The sequence below is a fragment of the Microcoleus sp. Z1_A1 genome, assembly GCF_036700305.1.
In the GTDB taxonomy this organism is placed as follows: domain Bacteria; phylum Cyanobacteriota; class Cyanobacteriia; order Cyanobacteriales; family Microcoleaceae; genus Microcoleus.
The window spans coordinates 26,069-41,364 of record NZ_JAUBOR010000003.1; the positions used below are offsets into that span (position 1 = coordinate 26,069).

Consider the following 15,296-nt stretch of genomic DNA (forward strand, 5'->3'; position numbering starts at 1 on the left):
CAGGCGATATTTCGACTGTTTCCACAGGCGATATTTCGACTGCTGTCACCTCGGCCGCTGCTGTTTCAACAATCGGTGTTTCGACTGCTGGCTGTTCTGTAGCAGGGGTTTCGGCGACTGTTTCTGCGTTTGGTTGTTCTGGGGTTGGAGTTTCGGCCGCCACACCAACACCAGGCAAATTCAAGTTGCTAATGGCATCAAGCAAACGGGTTTTAGCCGTTCCTCGCTGGTGAAGGATTACCCAAGATTCTATCAGGTCGGGGCCGTGCATTGCACCTGTCAGAGCTGCTCTGAGCGATCGCATAATTAGCCCTTTGTTAAGAGTTTTCTCTTTACTGAGCTTTTTAGTGATTTTCTGAGCTTCCGCTGATGTCAGGGATGAATGACTTTCCATCGCTTCTACAACTGCTTGTAAAGCCTGTGCAGCCCCTGGTTGCTGCAACTGTGCGAGTGCTTCTTCTTCGTATTCCACCGTGGTGGAGAAGAAAACCTTGCACATATCCACAGCATCGGTTAAGCGAACGAGACTCGGGCCGATTAAAGCAGCTATTTGTTCGAGCCAAGGGCGATCGGCCTCTGAGTCAAACTCATAACCGCCTTTCTGCCACCAATAAGGTATCAGCAAATCTGTCAATTGCGGCACTGGCATTTTGTGCAGGTATTGACTGTTTAGCCAATTGAGTTTATCCCAATCAAATTTTGCACCGGCTTTGTTGACTCGATAGAATGTAAATAATTCTGCTGCTTCCGACAGTGTAAATATTTCCTGCGTTGAATCCGGCGGAGTCCAACCGAGCAAAGTCATGTAATTAACTAAAGCTTCGGGCAGGTAGCCCATATCTTTGAAGTCAGAAATCGAGGTTACGCCGTCGCGTTTAGAAAGCTTTTGTCCTTGGGAGTTTAAAATCAGCGGCGTGTGGCCAAATTCTGGGATTGTCGCGCCCAAAGCTTCGTACAGCAATATTTGTTTCGGAGTATTGCCGATGTGATCTTCGCCGCGGATGACGTGGGTGATGCCCATGTCGATGTCATCGACAACTACGGCGAGGTTGTAGAGGGGTTGGCCGATGACGCCGCCGCTGGATGCACGGGCAATCACCATATCGCCGCCGAGGTCGCTACCTTTCCAGGTTACGGTGTCGCGCACCATGTCGTTCCAAGAAATTGTGCGATCGTCGTCGATGATAAACCGAATCACAGCTTGTCGCCCTTCGCCTTCAAAAGCTGCGCGCTCTTTGCTTGTCAAGTTGCGGTGCCGGTTGTCGTAGCGGGGGGCTTGTTTGTTGGCTTTTTGTGCTTCCCGCATTTCGTCGAGTTCTTCCGACGTGGTGTAGCAGCGGTAGGCGAGTCCATTGTCTAGAAGGGTTTGGACTGCTTGGCGGTATATTTCCAGACGCTGGGACTGAAAACTCGGGCCTTCGTCCCAGTTCATACCCAGCCAGGTGAGTCCTTCGAGGATGTTATCGGTGTATTCGCTTTTAGAACGTTCTACGTCTGTGTCTTCTACCCGCAGGATGAATTGGCCGCCTTGGTTGCGGGCAAACAGCCAGTTGAATACGGCGGTTCTGGCGGTACCGATGTGTAGGTTTCCGGTGGGACTGGGGGCTAGACGGACTCTGACATTCATGTAGATTTTTGCTTTTAGATTGGGCGATTTGCTGGTTGGGCGATTTGCTGATGTTTAAGACTTCAAATTTTATTATATTTTGTTGCCGACTTAATAGTTGTGCTTGGCAGGTACTTTGCCTCGATTTGTTTGATATTCGACTATCGAGCGATCGGGCTACGGTCTCCGGCAAGGCAGGAGAGGGCATCTTGATGATAATAGCTTGCGGGTGGCCAAGACTGGATTCACCTTTGGGACTATTTTTCACACCACAAATAACTGCTTTAGGAGTACCCAAGGCGCACCTGATAACTATTTATCCTTGTAAAATGTTTGTGTGCGATCGACGACATTAAAAAATATTTCCCTATGTCTGCTGCTAAAACCGAGTTTTCCGAATCTGTTGCGCCCTCACCCGAGTCTGCTGCGCCTGCTTGGCAGATTGAGTTGCTGTACGACGGTGAATGTCCTCTGTGCGTGCGAGAGGTTAATTTCTTGAAAAAACAGGACGCGGGGCGAGGCTTAGTGTCGTTTGTGGATATCGCGGATGATGGCTACAACCCGGAAGCCCACGGCGGAATCGACTACGAAACGGCGATGGGGCGGATTCACGCGGTGTTACCCGACGGTACGACGGTGAAAAATGTAGAGGTTTTTCGCCGAACCTACGAGATTTTAGGTATGGGATGGGTTTATGCAGTTACTAAGTTACCAGCAATCGGGGCGATCGCCAATTGGCTGTACGGAATTTGGGCCCACTGGCGGCTGAAGCTGACGGGAAGGCCGGATTTAGCAACTATTATGAGCGATCGAACTCAGCGGATCGAGTGCGAAAGTCAGGGCCGCTGCCAACCCAACTCGAAATGAGTCATATTTAATAAGTGCGATCGGTCTATCAGAAAATGTCAGCAGAAACAGACTGCAAGTAACATTAAAGATGGACTACTATTAAAGGTCAAAAAAAATGCAAGATGCAGGCTATACAGTCTTCATGGGCTTCGGTGGTCTCTGGATACTTATGGGAATTGCCGCTGTGATTTTCCTCTTCAAATCCGACGGTCAAAAACTTAGGTTTGGCAAATGGGGACTACTTGTGGCGATTCCGATTCTCGTGCCCATCGTCCTGGTTTTGACATATCAGATAGCCCGACCGTTTATTTCCTCGCACCTTTGATCGCTGCTGGGAGTCGATCGTCCGTGGGAGAAAGGAATTAGTTAAATTAAGTTTAGTATTATTGCTCGCTTTCGGGCGATCGCAACTGCTCGTTCGCCCATTGACGCAAAGACCGAATTATGGCATTGTCATCTTGAGTTTCTGCCATCTGCAAGAATTGATTGAGCATTGCTACAGAAAGGATGGGAAATGTCGGACTGCGATCGCAAGTAATATATTCCCGATTTTGCCATTGATAAATTTGTACAGTTTGTCCCCGATACCGCCAAACTTCAGGGATTTCTAGCTGTGTGTAAACGACAAATCTATTAGAAGAAGGACTGGTAATATCAACTTCAATTACCAAGTCTGGGGGAGGGTCGGTTGAGATGTCAAGCCTTCTCCCTAGAATGCGATCGACATTTTGGATATAAAAACATGAATCTGGTTCTGCACCTTGTTCTAAATCTTCACGGTTGAGAGTCGTCGAACCAAATCCCTTAATCTTCAAGTCCAACTCCTCAGTCAAAGCTGTAACAATCCGTTTGAGCAAACAGTTAATAGTTTCATGCAAGTCGGATGGCATGAGAATTTCTAAGACTCCTTGAGAGTATGAAAATCGCGAGGCTCTCTTGTCTCCTGCTTCTGCTAATAAGCTTTCGTAAGTCTGCCAACTGATATTAGATAATACTACCCGTTGTGTAGTTTTTTCCGGTGAGAAGTTAATGAGCGTAACAGTCATATTTCGCTCCTCCTTACTCAATTAATAAAATACCAAAAGCTTAAACTTTGTATTTTAAACTTTCGATTTACGAGAGAACGGGACAGACGGGGCTCGAACCCGCAACTTCCGCCGTGACAGGGCGGTGCTCTAACCAATTGAACTACTGTCCCTCGTTTTGCCGTTTTTTCAGGCACAATTTCTATTATGCCTATCACTTCACCTTTTGTCAAGAGGTTTTTTGAACTTTTATTTGGAAGCCCAAAATCTGAGTCTCTTGCAGCGGACTGAAGTTGTTGTCGCTCAGCAAAATCAGACCTCTGCTAGCATCCGCCAGGGCGGGGCCAAATGTCAACCCCTCAATGTTGTCTAGGGGAATTTTTAGGGTTTCCAAATCCAGCAGCAGGCGTTTTTGAGCGGGAGAAACCTCGCCCAGACGGCTTTTGAGGCTTTCGAGTGCTTCAATACGATCGCCCTTTTCCAGAGAAATCTCAAAAATTCTGATAGTTGTGCCGGTTTCCAGGGAGAAAGCACGCTCTAAACTCAGCAAGCGGTTATCGTCGATCGCCAACAAATCCACTAAACCGTTGCTAGTTAATTTTCCCACAGGATTCGCACCAGCGGGTAGCGGTTCGGTGATGTAGAGAAACGATGCTTCTGGATTGCCGCTCACCGCATCGTAGCGCAAAATCCGGCACGGAGTCCCGGTTTCCAGGGAAGCTGCGGCGCCATCTTGTACCAAGGCGTTTTCGGTAGCGGTGAATAGGTGTTTGCGATCGGGCGTTAAAGTTAAACTTTCAAATGATAGATTGTTGCGGATGCCTTTACTGCCTTTGTCGTCGGGCAAAAATAGTTCTGGAATTGCCAGCGTTTTCAGGAGTTTACCATCTAGAGAGAACTCTTTGATAAAAGGATTTATTTGGCGATCGACATCTCCCTCAGAAGAAACAAACACGCTATTGCCAGTAAAAGCTATCCCTTCGGGATCTAAACTTAATTCAGGAAAACCTTTGCCGTTTTCATCTAATAAAGTAGTGACACCAGTAAAAGTTATTTGCTCTTTTTCCAGTTTCCCAGATTGCAAGTTAATTTTGAGAGTATAGAAGCGCGCCGGAGCCTTGCTGCTGCGGTCATCAGAAATGGCATAATAAACTTGTTTATCGCCATCATAAGTAATGCCCGAAAGTCCGCCAATTTCCGTCCCCTGAAACTGAGAACCTGTAGGAAATATTGCTCTGCCGATAAAATTTATTTTCGTAACAGCGAAAGATTGAGCTGATTGATTTACCCAAATAGCAACACTTGCTGCCATCAAAAAACAGACAATAAATATAGTTGCTTTTATTAGATTTCGCATTTGATGAATAAGTAGGCTATTAAACTATTTCACTTTGAGCCTGCATATTGGGGCGGGCAAGATGCCCACCCCACAATAATTTCACAGGAGGCCGAATACAAGAAGTGTAATATTTTTCAAAAGACCAAGCAAATATTTTTTTAGCTTAACTACCTTCTTCTTCTCTTTCTTCCTTCGCGCCCTTTGCGCCTTCCCGGTTCGTTAAATCATAAATTCACTGTTTCTGATTCAGCAAAAAATTGGTTAACCAATCTTTAACCACATAAGTAGCACGACAGTCGTCCTCATTGTAGCGGACGATCGCCTCCAAGAGCGATCGATCGCCGGTTTTGAGCCAATCGTCATACCAGCAGACGCACTGAGCACCATTCGCCTTAGCATCTCGCCAGTCAAAACCCAGCCAACGGGCAATTGGTTTGAGTGCGTAACTTTCCACCGGCATAATCGCTTTTTGCGTCACTTGTTTGTGAATATCTACAAACCGTTTCAGCACGGGTTTCCACAAATAAGCTGGAGTATTGTAAAGTTTAGCCAGTCGCTTAAAAGTCTTGACTTCGTAGTCGCAAAAATGGAAAATCGGAGCAATAGGATAAGCCCACATTAATTCTAAAAATTGCTCCCAGATTGCACCTTCCTCTGCTGCTGATTCAGCTAAAAAACCGTGGAATTTTTCCGTATTGTTGTACCTGTCAACAACTAAGACTCCGTGGAGGTAATCCAAGTTTAACTCTGGTTCGGCTTCAATATCAAAGTAGAGTTCGATTGGGGCGATCGGCAAAAACACAGATTGGGAATACGGAATTGGTTTTTTGCGGAGAATTGGCGCAGGTATAGAAGATGTCGCAGGTTTATTTTCTCTAATTTTTAATTCCTCAACTGCGGTGTAATTCAAGATATTGTCTACAATATCTGGTACTATTTCAGATGAGTTAAGTTCTTCTGAATTCTCACTTCTACCTTCTTCTCGATCATTAATCCGTGTATCCGTGTCAAAATCCGTGTCGTGCCTTCCTTCTTCCTTCTTCCCTCTTCCGACTTCCATCGGACTGACATCCGTTACATCCGTTACAGAATCCGTTGCCGAACTTCCTTCTTCTCGCAACAGCGGTTGATTTAGCAAGTGCGATCGAGCTTGCTGCACGACATCAAAAGCCACTCTGTCCGGGAATTCGGGATACTCAGCCAGCAGTTTGGAACTAGCATTAGCGAGAGCTTGTACATCAGTAATTCCGAGAGTTTTTAGTCTAGCATAGCGGCTGGCAGTAACTCCCGGCAATAACGAAAGATGTTTAATAGATTCGGCTTCGGCGTGACAGATAGTATACCAACCGCAAAGATTGCACTTTTGCCGGGAAATGAACACCTCTGGTTTATCCCGATTTTCTATCATCCGAATGCAATCATCTAAAATCTCGAACATCTGAGGAGTTCGCTGGTCGAGATTCACGGAGTATAGCCCTTTTTTTCGCAGCATCAGCCACGCAGTCTCTGGCATTGTTTCCTGTACGGAAGCTAAAACTTGGGCGTGAAAAGCTGCGATAATTTGATACTCTTGTTTTGGTCGCTTGCTAAGCCAAATATCCGCAGTAATATAACTCCAATTGCCAAATTTTGATTGTCCCGGCTGTTTGATTAATAAATGGGGGCGGCTGATCAGGGTAATGTTTGAAGAGTGAAGGTTGGAGGATGAAATATCAACGGGAGTTTCGGGGATTTCGCCAAATTCTGGGAAATATTGACTGTCAATTCCTACCAGAGAAGTTGTTGCGGCGTTGGTTTGGCCGAATTCGCCCTGGATCAGAACTCCTCGGTAAATGCGATCGACCCCTTGCTGCATTAAACTCAATGTAGCGGCCGCGCCGGCTTCCCAATCTCCTCTAGGATAATATGGTTGTTGGTAAGTCTCGTGTTCCAAAGCTTGCTGCTGGTATGCGGCGCTGTCGCGCATCAGTTTCAGCAGAAAGTCGCTGGGGGGATCTAGTTGTTTCCAGTCTCCGCAGGTGTCTAAAAATGCTCGGAGATGGCATCGCTGATAGGAAAGTAGCAGTTTGTCAGTTATTAACATTTAGTATTCGCAAGGCATAGAATAATTAGAAGGAAAGCACGACACGGATTTTGACACGGATACACAGATTGATTATTTAGCTTGAGGCAAAAGTCACAGGATATAAAGTTCACACCATCAGTTATTCAATATTAACGCTATCAATAATTCGCCAGAAAAAATGACAAAGGACAATCACCGGCAACAATTCCCAGCTTTGGCCAATAAAGCTTATTTTAACTACGGCGGACAAGGGCCGCTGCCTGAGCCTGCTTTAGACGCGATTTATGAGGCTTACAAACGGGTGCAGCTTGGGGGGCCGTTTTCGGGGGAGGTGGGGGCTTGGGTGGTTCAGGAGGCGATGCTGACGCGACGGGCGATCGCATCTGAGTTGACGGTACCTCCTGAAACCATCGCCCTAACTGAAGATGTCACCGTCGGCTGCAATATTGCGCTGTGGGGCATTGACTGGAAAGCGGGCGACCATTTGCTGCTTTCTGATTGCGAACACCCCGGCATTGTAGCTAGTGTAATGGAACTTCAGCGCCGTTTCAACATTGAGGTTTCGATTTGTCCGTTGGCGGCTACTTTGAATGAGGGCGATGCGGTGGCGGTGATTGCTGATAGTTTGCGGCCAAATACTCGCTTGTTGGTTATCAGTCACATTTTGTGGAATACTGGCCAAGTTTTGCCTCTGGCTGAGATTGTGAAAGTGTGTCATGAACCCCCCCTAACCCCCCCTTGGCAAGGGGGGGGACAAGAGGAGTTCTCCCTGGTTCAAGGGGGGTTACAAGAGGAATTGCCTGCAAAGAATCACAAAGTTAGAGTGTTAGTTGATGCGGCTCAATCTGTGGGGGTTTTGCCTTTGAATTTGATTGAATCGGGGGTTGACTTTTATGCTTTTACTGGTCACAAATGGTGGTGCGGCCCGGAAGGTTTGGGCGGGCTTTATGTGAGTGCGGAAGCTTTGGCAGATTTGCATCCGGTGTTTATCGGTTGGCGGGGAATTGTGACGGATGCTAATGCTAAGGTCCTTGGGTGGAAGCCTGGATCGCAGCGCTATGAAATTGCGACTTCGGCTTATCCTTTGTATGCGGGTTTGCGGAGTGCGATCGCCCTGCAACATGAATGGGGTACGATCGAGGAAAGGTATGCAGAAATTTGCCGTTTGAGTAAGTATCTCTGGCAGCGTTTGTCGGAACTTCCCAATGTGGAATGTTTGCGGACATCTGCGCCGGAAGCTGGTTTGGTTTCGCTTCGATTAACTAATGGGATGCCGCACAAAAAGCTGGTCGATTTGTTGGAGAAACAGGGAATTATGGTAAGGACTATTCTTAATCCTGATTGTGTGCGGGCTTGTGTTCACTATTTTACAACTGAGGCGGAGATTGATAAGTTGGTTGGGGCGATCGCCATAACGTAGGGTGCGTCGCCTTGAGCTATTTCAAATAGCTGGAAAATCTCATAGCGACGCACCTACAAAATTAGGGGCGATCGCACTCCACTCCGAAAAATATTATTTCAAAATAGGATGCAAGAGGCGTTAGTTTTTTGTGGGATTTACCTTATAATATGGTAAGTAGGTTGCCAGCACATTTTTTGAATTTGGTAAGTAAAAGCGTGAAGATAATTTTAGAGTAATTACGGAGGGCAATAAACGATGAATTTAGAGCAAGCAGTTTTAGATAAGTTGCGGGCATTGCCCCCTGAACGACAGCAAGAAGTTTTAGATTTTGCTGAGTTTCTTCAACAAAAAACTATGGCTAAACGACCCCTAAAGAGTGCCAAAGGGTTGTGTGCTGACTTAAAAGTAGATATTACGGAAGAAGACATCGCCCAAGCCCGACAAGAAATGTGGGGAAATTTTCCCAGGGAGATTGTTTGATGCCCTCAGTCGTAGCAGATACCCATACCCTAATTTGGTACATTTTTGAACTACCAAGATTGTCGCCAGCAGCATTAATAGCATTAGAACAAGCGGTTAACGAGGGAAATTTTATCTACTTTTCCGCAATTTCAATTGTAGAAATTGCTTACTTGATTGAGCGAGGGCGTTTGGCAGGCGAAGTGCTGACACGAGTTTTAAATGCTGCGGACGATCCAAATGTGGGGATTTTGCTAGCACCTTTGGATCGCAATATCTCGGCAACTATTCAACAAATTGACAGGGCAACAGTTCCTGATATGCCAGACAGGATTATTGCGGCTACTGCTTTATCTTTGAGTCTTCCGTTAGTTACTCGCGACGCAAAAATTCAAGCGTTAACCACTATTCAAACAATTTGGTGAGTATGAATCGAATAGTAGCGAAATATTTCTTGTGCCTTTTGAGAGAGAGCAGTAAATCAACCATTGCGATCGGGAAATTTTCATTTGAGTAAAACTTTAGCATCGGCAGTTATTCATTTTCAGCAAGCCACAGCTCGATTTCTTCTCGGTTATGTTCGTAATAGTCCGCAACCGCTTGCAAATCTTGAAGGGTGAGTCCTGGATAATTATAGAGAAGTTCGGCTTCAGTTGCGCCCTGTTGTTGGTAGGCGATAATCGTCCAGACGGGAATGCGGGTATCGCGAATTCGCGCTGCACCGCCACAAATTCCTGGAGTTTTGTGAATGGGATGTTGAAGGGTTTGAACGAATTGCAGCGTTTGTGCTAGCAAGTCATCCGGCAGTGTTTCAATGGTCTGGAGAAGTTGTTCTTTGATGGTCATAATCGATATCCAGATGCAATAGCGGTTTATATATTGGCAGCTTCGATAATTCGCTCAGCAGCAATAGATGCGTCTATTTCCTGAGAGTGGGCCGCATAAAAAGCGAAAACATCGTTCACTTGAGCTTCACTTAAATCATACTCAGCGGAAATTTGGTTTGGCGAAAAACCCCATTTCTGGGCTGCGATGACTACTGTTTGCACTCGCAACCGAGTGCCGCGCAAAACGGGTACGAGTTCGCCGCTAGCGCCCCGCACATAGGTAATTTCAGGAAAAGCGCGATCGTCTGATTTATCCAGCCCCGTGAACTTCATGCTTTTACAATAACAACGGCTCTATTTTAGCTTGTACCTCTTCAATTACATCTTGAGATACCGACTCAACCAATCGAATACCGCGAGCTTTCCAGTCTAAACACTTAATTTGATCGGCAAGAATTACTCCCTGAACTTTTAATCCAGTGGGTAGGATAACTTCAAAAGGATACCCTTTTTGTTGTTTTGTAATCGGCATAAATAGAGCTAAGGAGCTTTTCTCGTTGTAGGAGCGAGGCGACAGCACAAAAGCAGGTCTAAGTCCTTTTTGCTCGTGTCCCTTAGTTGGGTCAAAGTCTAAATAAACGATATCGCCTCGACTCGGAATGTAGGGATTTGATTGTGTCACCAAACTTCGTTCCCCACAGCAATTCCAGTATCAATCTCAGTATGAACATTCTCTGGCGTCATTGCCTCGATCAACTCCTCAAGCGAATACCGCCGACGAACGATAGGCTCGATTGTCAGCTTGCCATCTATCAAGACAAGCTTCACTTCGGAACCCTCAGTCAAGTTAATCTCTTTAGCTAAATTTTGTGGAATCCGAATAGCAAGACTGTTTCCCCATTTTGCGATCGTCGCAACCATAGCCTGAACCTCTAGTTAGTGATATCACTCTGAGGAATTTACCCTTTCTCAGAGAAAGTATATACAGAGTATCTACAGTGTAGCGACTAAGCGGATGTTTGACAAGCACAGAAAATTTGACAAAAAAGCCGATCGCCCTTTCCCTAAAAACAACAAAGGACGATCGCCCTTTTCGCCCAAATTTCGACCTACGCACCCCAACAAAAGAAACCGGGTTTTTCACTAAATCTGCCATTTCCATGCAGTATCTTCGCAAAAAACCCGGTTTCTGAGCTCTCAGGCCTAAGTCCTATTAATGACTGTGCCCGTGCCCGCCATGAGAATGCCCGCGATCACCATGAGAATGCCCACCGTGAGAATGTCCACCGTGATTGTGTCCGCGATCGCCATGAGAATGCCCGTGTTCCCCGTGAGAATGGCTGTGCTCGCGGTGCGCGGAAGCCAAACTCGGATTAACAGCAACCGCAGTTTCACTCAACAACGCTTCAATCTGCGGATTTGCCCACTCGGCCGCCATTTTCAGAAACTCTGGATGGTCGTTAACGCAAGGCAATTTGCGGTAAGTAACTCCTTGACGCTGTTTCTGCAAAGACTCAATAATGTGGTCTACATCTAACAATGTTTCGTGATTTTCTGTCGCAAATCCGATCGGCATAAAGACGATCGCAGTTGCACCCAAATCGATCAAATTCTTCGCAGCCAACGTCGCATCCGGCTGCGTCCACTCAATCAGCGGCGTGTCGTGATTCAGCCAACCCACCGAAATCAAAGGATAGCGATACATCAAACGTTCCCGCACGCGATCGTACAAAGCTTGACTTTCCACAATTCCCGAAGTAAAGCCCTTCGCCTTGTGCGGACAACCGTGATTCATCAGCACAATCCCAATCTGAGAAGGCAAATGCGCTACAGCTAAATCGTTCTTAATTTCCTCTTCTACCAAATCCGCCATTAGCTGGATGTAAGCAGGTTCATCGTAAAAAGAAGGAATGTAGCGCTGTCCTTTTACCCAATGTTCCTTACCATCAAAGGTTTGTGCTAAAGCTTTATTCACCTGTTCGACTGCAATGCCGCTGGTGAAAACAGAATCAACTACCAACAGCGGGTAAATCAGAATTTTGTCAAATCCTTCTGCTTGAATTTGCGGAATTACTTGTTCCGGCAAAAACGGCGCGCAAAAGTTAAAAGCTTTGAACACTTTTACTTTATCGCCCCATTTCTCCTGTAAATTCTTTTCAATCCCGGCGCGCTGCTGTTCAAAAATTGCATTGTGCGGCGAAACGAATTTACCGTGTTGGTGACTCCACTCGTGCAAGTCAAAGATTGCTAAAATCTTCGCCAGCGGCGGATAAATCCACAGCGGTACTGGCGCAAACTTTGCCGTAAGCAAATTTAAAGCTTGTTCGTTGTAGTTGGCAAAATCGTCGTAGCTTTCGACTTCGCCATAACCCATCAGCAATACAGCAACGCGATCGTTACTTGCGGGTGCTGCAGATGTTTTGTACTCGATTTTTTCTGGAGAAGCAACCACTTTGTATTCCTCAATTTTATTTATTCTAAGAGATCCAAACAGGATGAAGGGTGAATCGGAGATTTTTCATTGTGTGCGATCGCACGACGGTTGCGTGCTGGGCTGATTCCCGGTTTCTGCGCCCCTACTTCCCGGTCAAACCTCTTATTTATCCTAGAAACCGGATTGATGGGCATCAGTCCTAAGTCGGTTTTTTGACCCTGACCCGAAATTCGTAGGGTGGCTAGAACTAGAATCAGCCTTTGCTAAGCTTGACAGGAGATGGGGCGGGGGGGGATAAGTTTCATGTTTTCTTAAGACTCCCTGACCTTGCCTCAGATTAATGGGGTTTGGAGCGTTCCCAGCTTTTAACTTGGGGGGATACTCTTCAAACTTGACTCTATTATAAGTTTAACACCCTATCCCCTGGGGTAGTATATGATATAGTAGGTATATGATAAAGTTATGTTGCGAACTATATTAACTTTCTTGACGAACTATGAGACTGGTAATTTGCCCCGGAGTTCACGAACCAAAGCTAACCGACTGTTTCCTGACGGGACTTTCGGGGCTTTGGGGACTGGCAGCCGATCGCCCAAACCAGCAAATAGTCGATCGTGTCAAGATTTTTCCCGCTCATAAATATCCGCCTTTCTCAGCTCTTGACATATTGCAATTTTTGTGCAGCGAAAAGTTAGCAGGAGAAAGTCTAGTATTTGTCAGCTTTTCGGCAGGAGTAGCCGGGGCGATCGGGGCGGCTCTTCTGTGGCAGCAACTCGGTGGCAAAGTCGGGGCTTTTTTTGCCTTAGACGGTTGGGGAGTACCTCTGGTGGGAAATTTTCCCATCCACCGCATCAGCCACGATCGCTTTACGCACTGGAGTTCGGCAATTCTCGGTGGCGGTGGAGAAAGCTTTTATGCAGATCCCGCGATCGAACATTTGGATTTATGGCGAGCTCCCCAAACGGCAAAAGGCTGGCACCTCAGCCAAACCGCCGCCGGCATTGAGACTCTCGCACCCACAACCGCAGCAAAATTTTTAGTCCACCTATTGAAACAATACGGAGTCCAATCAGTTGTTTAATCTAAATTTAGTATCCTCAGCGATCGCACCTATTGCCACCATCGCCCGCCTCGACAATTCTGTCTCTTCAGCCACAACAAACACCATCAAACAGTGGTTGATATTTAGCGCCTCAGCATTTTTAGTCTCAATTCCCGTCTTCGTGCAAGCACCGTTAGTGCGTTTATATCCAACCATCAGTTTGCTGTCAACTATCCCCTGGTTCGTTCTGAGTTTAATTCTAATTTTCCGCCCCAAAACCCAACTTTGGGGAGATTTATTATTAGGATTTGCCGGCTGTTGGCTCGCAGGTTCTATCTATTGGGGCTGGTTTAGATGGGAACCAATTTTACATCTACCTATAGAAGCAATTGGCTTGCCTTTTGCTATTTGGTGCTTGGGCAAATCTTGGGGAAAAGTTGGCAGCTATTTTTACTTGGGTTCCCTATTTGGCACTGCTATTACCGATTTATATTTTTATTTAACTGGGTTGATGCCCTACTGGCGCCAAGTGATGCACGCGGAACCGGAATTAGCTATGCCGATTTTTCAAAGTGCGATCGGTCAAATTGAAACTCCTTGGGGCATAGGCTGTGCTTTAGTTCTAATCGCTGTGTTGCTAACAGTCGGTTTGCTGAGTTTGCGCGATCGAGAACTGCACTGGCGCGCTTTCAGCGGCGCGGTGTTAAGCACGCTTTTGGTAGATGGTTTATTTTGGTTGGCTGCTTCTGCTGCTTAAGATTTATGATTAGTTTTTATGTTGGTATTTTTTGACTGCAGATGTGGGCAAATTGACGCAGATTAACGCAGAATTTTTTGAGGGATGTAGTCTTGAGATTCCTGACTTTTTAAAGAAGTCGGGAATTTTGGTATTTACGGAACAATTATGAGTTAAAATCTAAAATCTAAAATCTCAGAATCCAAAATCAATATCATGTCTTTCATTTCAATTCGCGGTGTAGAACATTATTACGAGTGGATAACGGCAGATAACACGGCCCAACCCAGCGGGAAACCAGTGATGGTATTTCTGCACGGCTGGGCGGGTTCAGCGCGCTACTGGGAAAGCACGGCACGGGCTATTGCTGATGATTTTGATTGTTTGCTCTACGATATGAGAGGTTTTGGTCGATCGCCCTTGCCGAAAGAGCCTCCTGAGTCCAGCTACGAACTCGAAACCTATGCCCACGACTTAGCGGAATTATTAGAATCTCTGAATTTAAGCCGCGTCTTTCTCAATGCTCACTCCACAGGTGCATCAATTGCTACTTTATTTCTCAACCTTTACCCTGAAAAAGTAGAAAAAGCAATTCTCACTTGCAGCGGGATTTTTGAATACGACGAAAAAGCCTTTACAACTTTTCACAAATTCGGTGGCTATGTGGTAAAATTTAGACCATCTTGGCTGGCATCGATCCCTTTTGCTGATCGGCTATTTATGGCCCGGTTTTTGCGCCGTTCCCTGCCCACAGAGGTCAGTCTGGCGTTTCTCAAGGATTTTTTAATGGCAGACGAGCAAGCTGCTATTGGTACAATGGTGACGGCAGTCAGTAAAAGAGCAGCCGAGGAAATGCCCCAAGAATTTGCGCGGCTGAGTGTTCCCACACTGCTTGTGGCAGGAGAATTTGACCAAATTATTCCCGCCGCCATGGGAGAGCAAGCAGCCTCCCTCAGCAAAAAAGTAGAATTTGTTATAATTCCGAATACGGCTCACTTTCCGATGCTGGAGGATGCCGCAACATACTTGCAGCGAATTCGAGACTTTTTGCCAGCAGCGGCTTAGCTGAGTTATTGTTCATCTAATGTACGATCGGACACGCAAGCTTTGAGAACGGCTTTTGCTCCGATCTTAATTTTTAATTTCTAATTTCTTAAAGCGAAAGGTGGTACAATGAACGACCTCGACCAATACTATAAAGTGCTGGGACTGTTGCCGGGAGCTTCCAGAGAAGAAATTAGCCAAGCCTACAAGGATTTAGCGTTCATTTGGCACCCCGATCGCATCCCCAAAGACAATCCCAGACTACTACAGAAAGCTGAAGAGAAGATTAAGGAAATTAATCAAGCTCGCGAACAATTGCGATCGATTCAACCAAGAGGTCAGAATCAAAACGTTCAGCACAAACATACTCAGCACAAACACACCCAGCAACAAAACACCCAGCACAAACATACCCAGCAACAAACTACCCAGCAACAAAACGCTCAGTACAGAAATACTCAGCAACAA

At 46.1% G+C, this 15,296-nt stretch carries 16 protein-coding genes, 1 tRNA gene and 1 pseudogene; 8 read left to right on the forward strand and 10 right to left on the reverse strand.

Features of this window, described 5'->3' with window-relative positions; all coding sequences use genetic code 11:
- Positions 1 to 184 precede the first annotated feature (184 nt).
- Positions 185 to 1,627 (reverse strand): annotated as a pseudogene (gene gltX, locus QT973_RS02515) (glutamate--tRNA ligase); the annotation flags it as partial.
- A gap of 348 nt (positions 1,628 to 1,975) precedes the next feature.
- Between gltX and QT973_RS02520 the strand changes: the two are divergent.
- Positions 1,976 to 2,473, forward strand: coding sequence for a DUF393 domain-containing protein (locus QT973_RS02520; protein ID WP_333390510.1), 498 nt, complete (start codon positions 1,976 to 1,978; stop codon positions 2,471 to 2,473).
- Positions 2,474 to 2,838: 365 nt separating this feature from the next.
- Here QT973_RS02520 and QT973_RS02525 read toward each other — a convergent pair whose 3' ends face one another.
- The 4 genes from QT973_RS02525 to QT973_RS02540 all read right to left on the reverse strand — a co-directional run bounded on the left by QT973_RS02525 (position 2,839) and on the right by QT973_RS02540 (position 6,902).
- Positions 2,839 to 3,501 carry a Uma2 family endonuclease gene (locus tag QT973_RS02525; RefSeq protein ID WP_333261755.1) on the reverse strand — a complete coding sequence of 221 codons (663 nt, stop codon included), beginning with the start codon at positions 3,499 to 3,501 and terminating at the stop codon, positions 2,839 to 2,841.
- A 78-nt stretch (positions 3,502 to 3,579) separates the two neighbouring features.
- Positions 3,580 to 3,653, reverse strand: a tRNA-Asp gene (locus QT973_RS02530).
- 56 nt (positions 3,654 to 3,709) lie between these two features.
- Positions 3,710 to 4,792, reverse strand: coding sequence for an esterase-like activity of phytase family protein (locus QT973_RS02535; RefSeq protein ID WP_333261758.1), 1,083 nt, complete (start codon positions 4,790 to 4,792; stop codon positions 3,710 to 3,712).
- Positions 4,793 to 5,051: 259 nt separating this feature from the next.
- Positions 5,052 to 6,902, reverse strand: a complete 1,851-nt coding sequence (locus tag QT973_RS02540) for a TM0106 family RecB-like putative nuclease (protein ID WP_333390513.1) — start codon at positions 6,900 to 6,902, stop codon at positions 5,052 to 5,054.
- 160 nt (positions 6,903 to 7,062) lie between these two features.
- Between QT973_RS02540 and QT973_RS02545 the strand changes: the two genes are divergently transcribed.
- The 3 genes from QT973_RS02545 (at position 7,063) to QT973_RS02555 (ending at position 9,170) form a co-directional block, all read left to right on the forward strand.
- A complete protein-coding gene (locus QT973_RS02545; RefSeq protein WP_333390516.1) occupies positions 7,063 to 8,304 on the forward strand; it encodes an aminotransferase class V-fold PLP-dependent enzyme in 1,242 nt (413 codons plus the stop codon).
- A gap of 237 nt (positions 8,305 to 8,541) precedes the next feature.
- A complete protein-coding gene (locus tag QT973_RS02550; protein WP_172189408.1) occupies positions 8,542 to 8,766 on the forward strand; it encodes a DUF2281 domain-containing protein in 225 nt (74 codons plus the stop codon).
- Positions 8,766 to 9,170 carry a type II toxin-antitoxin system VapC family toxin gene (locus tag QT973_RS02555; protein ID WP_333055052.1) on the forward strand — a complete coding sequence of 135 codons (405 nt, stop codon included), beginning with the start codon at positions 8,766 to 8,768 and terminating at the stop codon, positions 9,168 to 9,170. Before QT973_RS02550 ends, QT973_RS02555 begins: the two co-directional genes overlap by 1 nt.
- A gap of 109 nt (positions 9,171 to 9,279) precedes the next feature.
- On the opposite strand, the gene QT973_RS02560 is transcribed toward QT973_RS02555, so the two are convergent.
- The 5 genes from QT973_RS02560 to QT973_RS02580 all read right to left on the reverse strand — a co-directional run bounded on the left by QT973_RS02560 (position 9,280) and on the right by QT973_RS02580 (position 12,024).
- Positions 9,280 to 9,591, reverse strand: a complete 312-nt coding sequence (locus tag QT973_RS02560) for a DUF433 domain-containing protein (RefSeq protein WP_333055051.1) — start codon at positions 9,589 to 9,591, stop codon at positions 9,280 to 9,282.
- 26 nt (positions 9,592 to 9,617) lie between these two features.
- Entirely contained in the window at positions 9,618 to 9,905 is a 288-nt protein-coding gene (locus QT973_RS02565; RefSeq protein WP_333055050.1) for a DUF433 domain-containing protein, read from the reverse strand.
- Positions 9,906 to 9,909: 4 nt separating this feature from the next.
- The gene (gene mazF / locus QT973_RS02570) at positions 9,910 to 10,254 is read right to left on the reverse strand and encodes an endoribonuclease MazF (RefSeq protein WP_333055049.1); all 345 of its coding nucleotides are present in this window, start codon (positions 10,252 to 10,254) and stop codon (positions 9,910 to 9,912) included.
- A complete protein-coding gene (locus QT973_RS02575; protein WP_333055047.1) occupies positions 10,251 to 10,493 on the reverse strand; it encodes an AbrB/MazE/SpoVT family DNA-binding domain-containing protein in 243 nt (80 codons plus the stop codon). The genes mazF and QT973_RS02575 overlap by 4 nt, the downstream gene beginning before the upstream one ends.
- A 292-nt stretch (positions 10,494 to 10,785) precedes the next feature.
- On the reverse strand, positions 10,786 to 12,024 hold the full coding sequence (locus tag QT973_RS02580; protein ID WP_333055046.1) for a ferrochelatase: 1,239 nt from the start codon (positions 12,022 to 12,024) through the stop codon (positions 10,786 to 10,788).
- A 478-nt stretch (positions 12,025 to 12,502) separates the two neighbouring features.
- On the opposite strand from QT973_RS02580, the gene QT973_RS02585 reads away from it, so the two are divergent.
- The 4 genes from QT973_RS02585 to QT973_RS02600 form a co-directional block, all read left to right on the forward strand.
- Positions 12,503 to 13,087: a hypothetical protein gene (locus QT973_RS02585; protein WP_333231875.1), complete on the forward strand. Its 585-nt coding sequence runs from the start codon at positions 12,503 to 12,505 to the stop codon at positions 13,085 to 13,087.
- Entirely contained in the window at positions 13,080 to 13,805 is a 726-nt protein-coding gene (locus tag QT973_RS02590) for a DUF3120 domain-containing protein (protein WP_333055043.1), read from the forward strand. Before QT973_RS02585 ends, QT973_RS02590 begins: the two co-directional genes overlap by 8 nt.
- Positions 13,806 to 14,000: 195 nt before the next feature.
- On the forward strand, positions 14,001 to 14,849 hold the full coding sequence (locus QT973_RS02595; RefSeq protein ID WP_333055042.1) for an alpha/beta hydrolase: 849 nt from the start codon (positions 14,001 to 14,003) through the stop codon (positions 14,847 to 14,849).
- A 108-nt stretch (positions 14,850 to 14,957) separates the two neighbouring features.
- The coding region (locus tag QT973_RS02600) for a J domain-containing protein (protein ID WP_333390520.1) at positions 14,958 to 15,296 on the forward strand (339 nt) is incomplete at its 3' end.

Bases quoted from the DNA above. Each gene is read 5' to 3' on its own strand.
- QT973_RS02520 (WP_333390510.1), top strand. From the start codon at position 1,976: ATGTCTGCTGCTAAAACCGAGTTTTCCGAATCTGTTGCGCCCTCACCC.
- QT973_RS02525 (WP_333261755.1), bottom strand. From the start codon at position 3,501: ATGACTGTTACGCTCATTAACTTCTCACCGGAAAAAACTACACAACGG.
- QT973_RS02535 (WP_333261758.1), bottom strand. From the start codon at position 4,792: ATGGCAGCAAGTGTTGCTATTTGGGTAAATCAATCAGCTCAATCTTTC.
- QT973_RS02540 (WP_333390513.1), bottom strand. From the start codon at position 6,902: ATGTTAATAACTGACAAACTGCTACTTTCCTATCAGCGATGCCATCTC.
- QT973_RS02545 (WP_333390516.1), top strand. From the start codon at position 7,063: ATGACAAAGGACAATCACCGGCAACAATTCCCAGCTTTGGCCAATAAA.
- QT973_RS02550 (WP_172189408.1), top strand. From the start codon at position 8,542: ATGAATTTAGAGCAAGCAGTTTTAGATAAGTTGCGGGCATTGCCCCCT.
- QT973_RS02555 (WP_333055052.1), top strand. From the start codon at position 8,766: ATGCCCTCAGTCGTAGCAGATACCCATACCCTAATTTGGTACATTTTT.
- QT973_RS02560 (WP_333055051.1), bottom strand. From the start codon at position 9,591: ATGACCATCAAAGAACAACTTCTCCAGACCATTGAAACACTGCCGGAT.
- QT973_RS02565 (WP_333055050.1), bottom strand. From the start codon at position 9,905: ATGAAGTTCACGGGGCTGGATAAATCAGACGATCGCGCTTTTCCTGAA.
- QT973_RS02575 (WP_333055047.1), bottom strand. From the start codon at position 10,493: ATGGTTGCGACGATCGCAAAATGGGGAAACAGTCTTGCTATTCGGATT.
- QT973_RS02585 (WP_333231875.1), top strand. From the start codon at position 12,503: ATGAGACTGGTAATTTGCCCCGGAGTTCACGAACCAAAGCTAACCGAC.
- QT973_RS02595 (WP_333055042.1), top strand. From the start codon at position 14,001: ATGTCTTTCATTTCAATTCGCGGTGTAGAACATTATTACGAGTGGATA.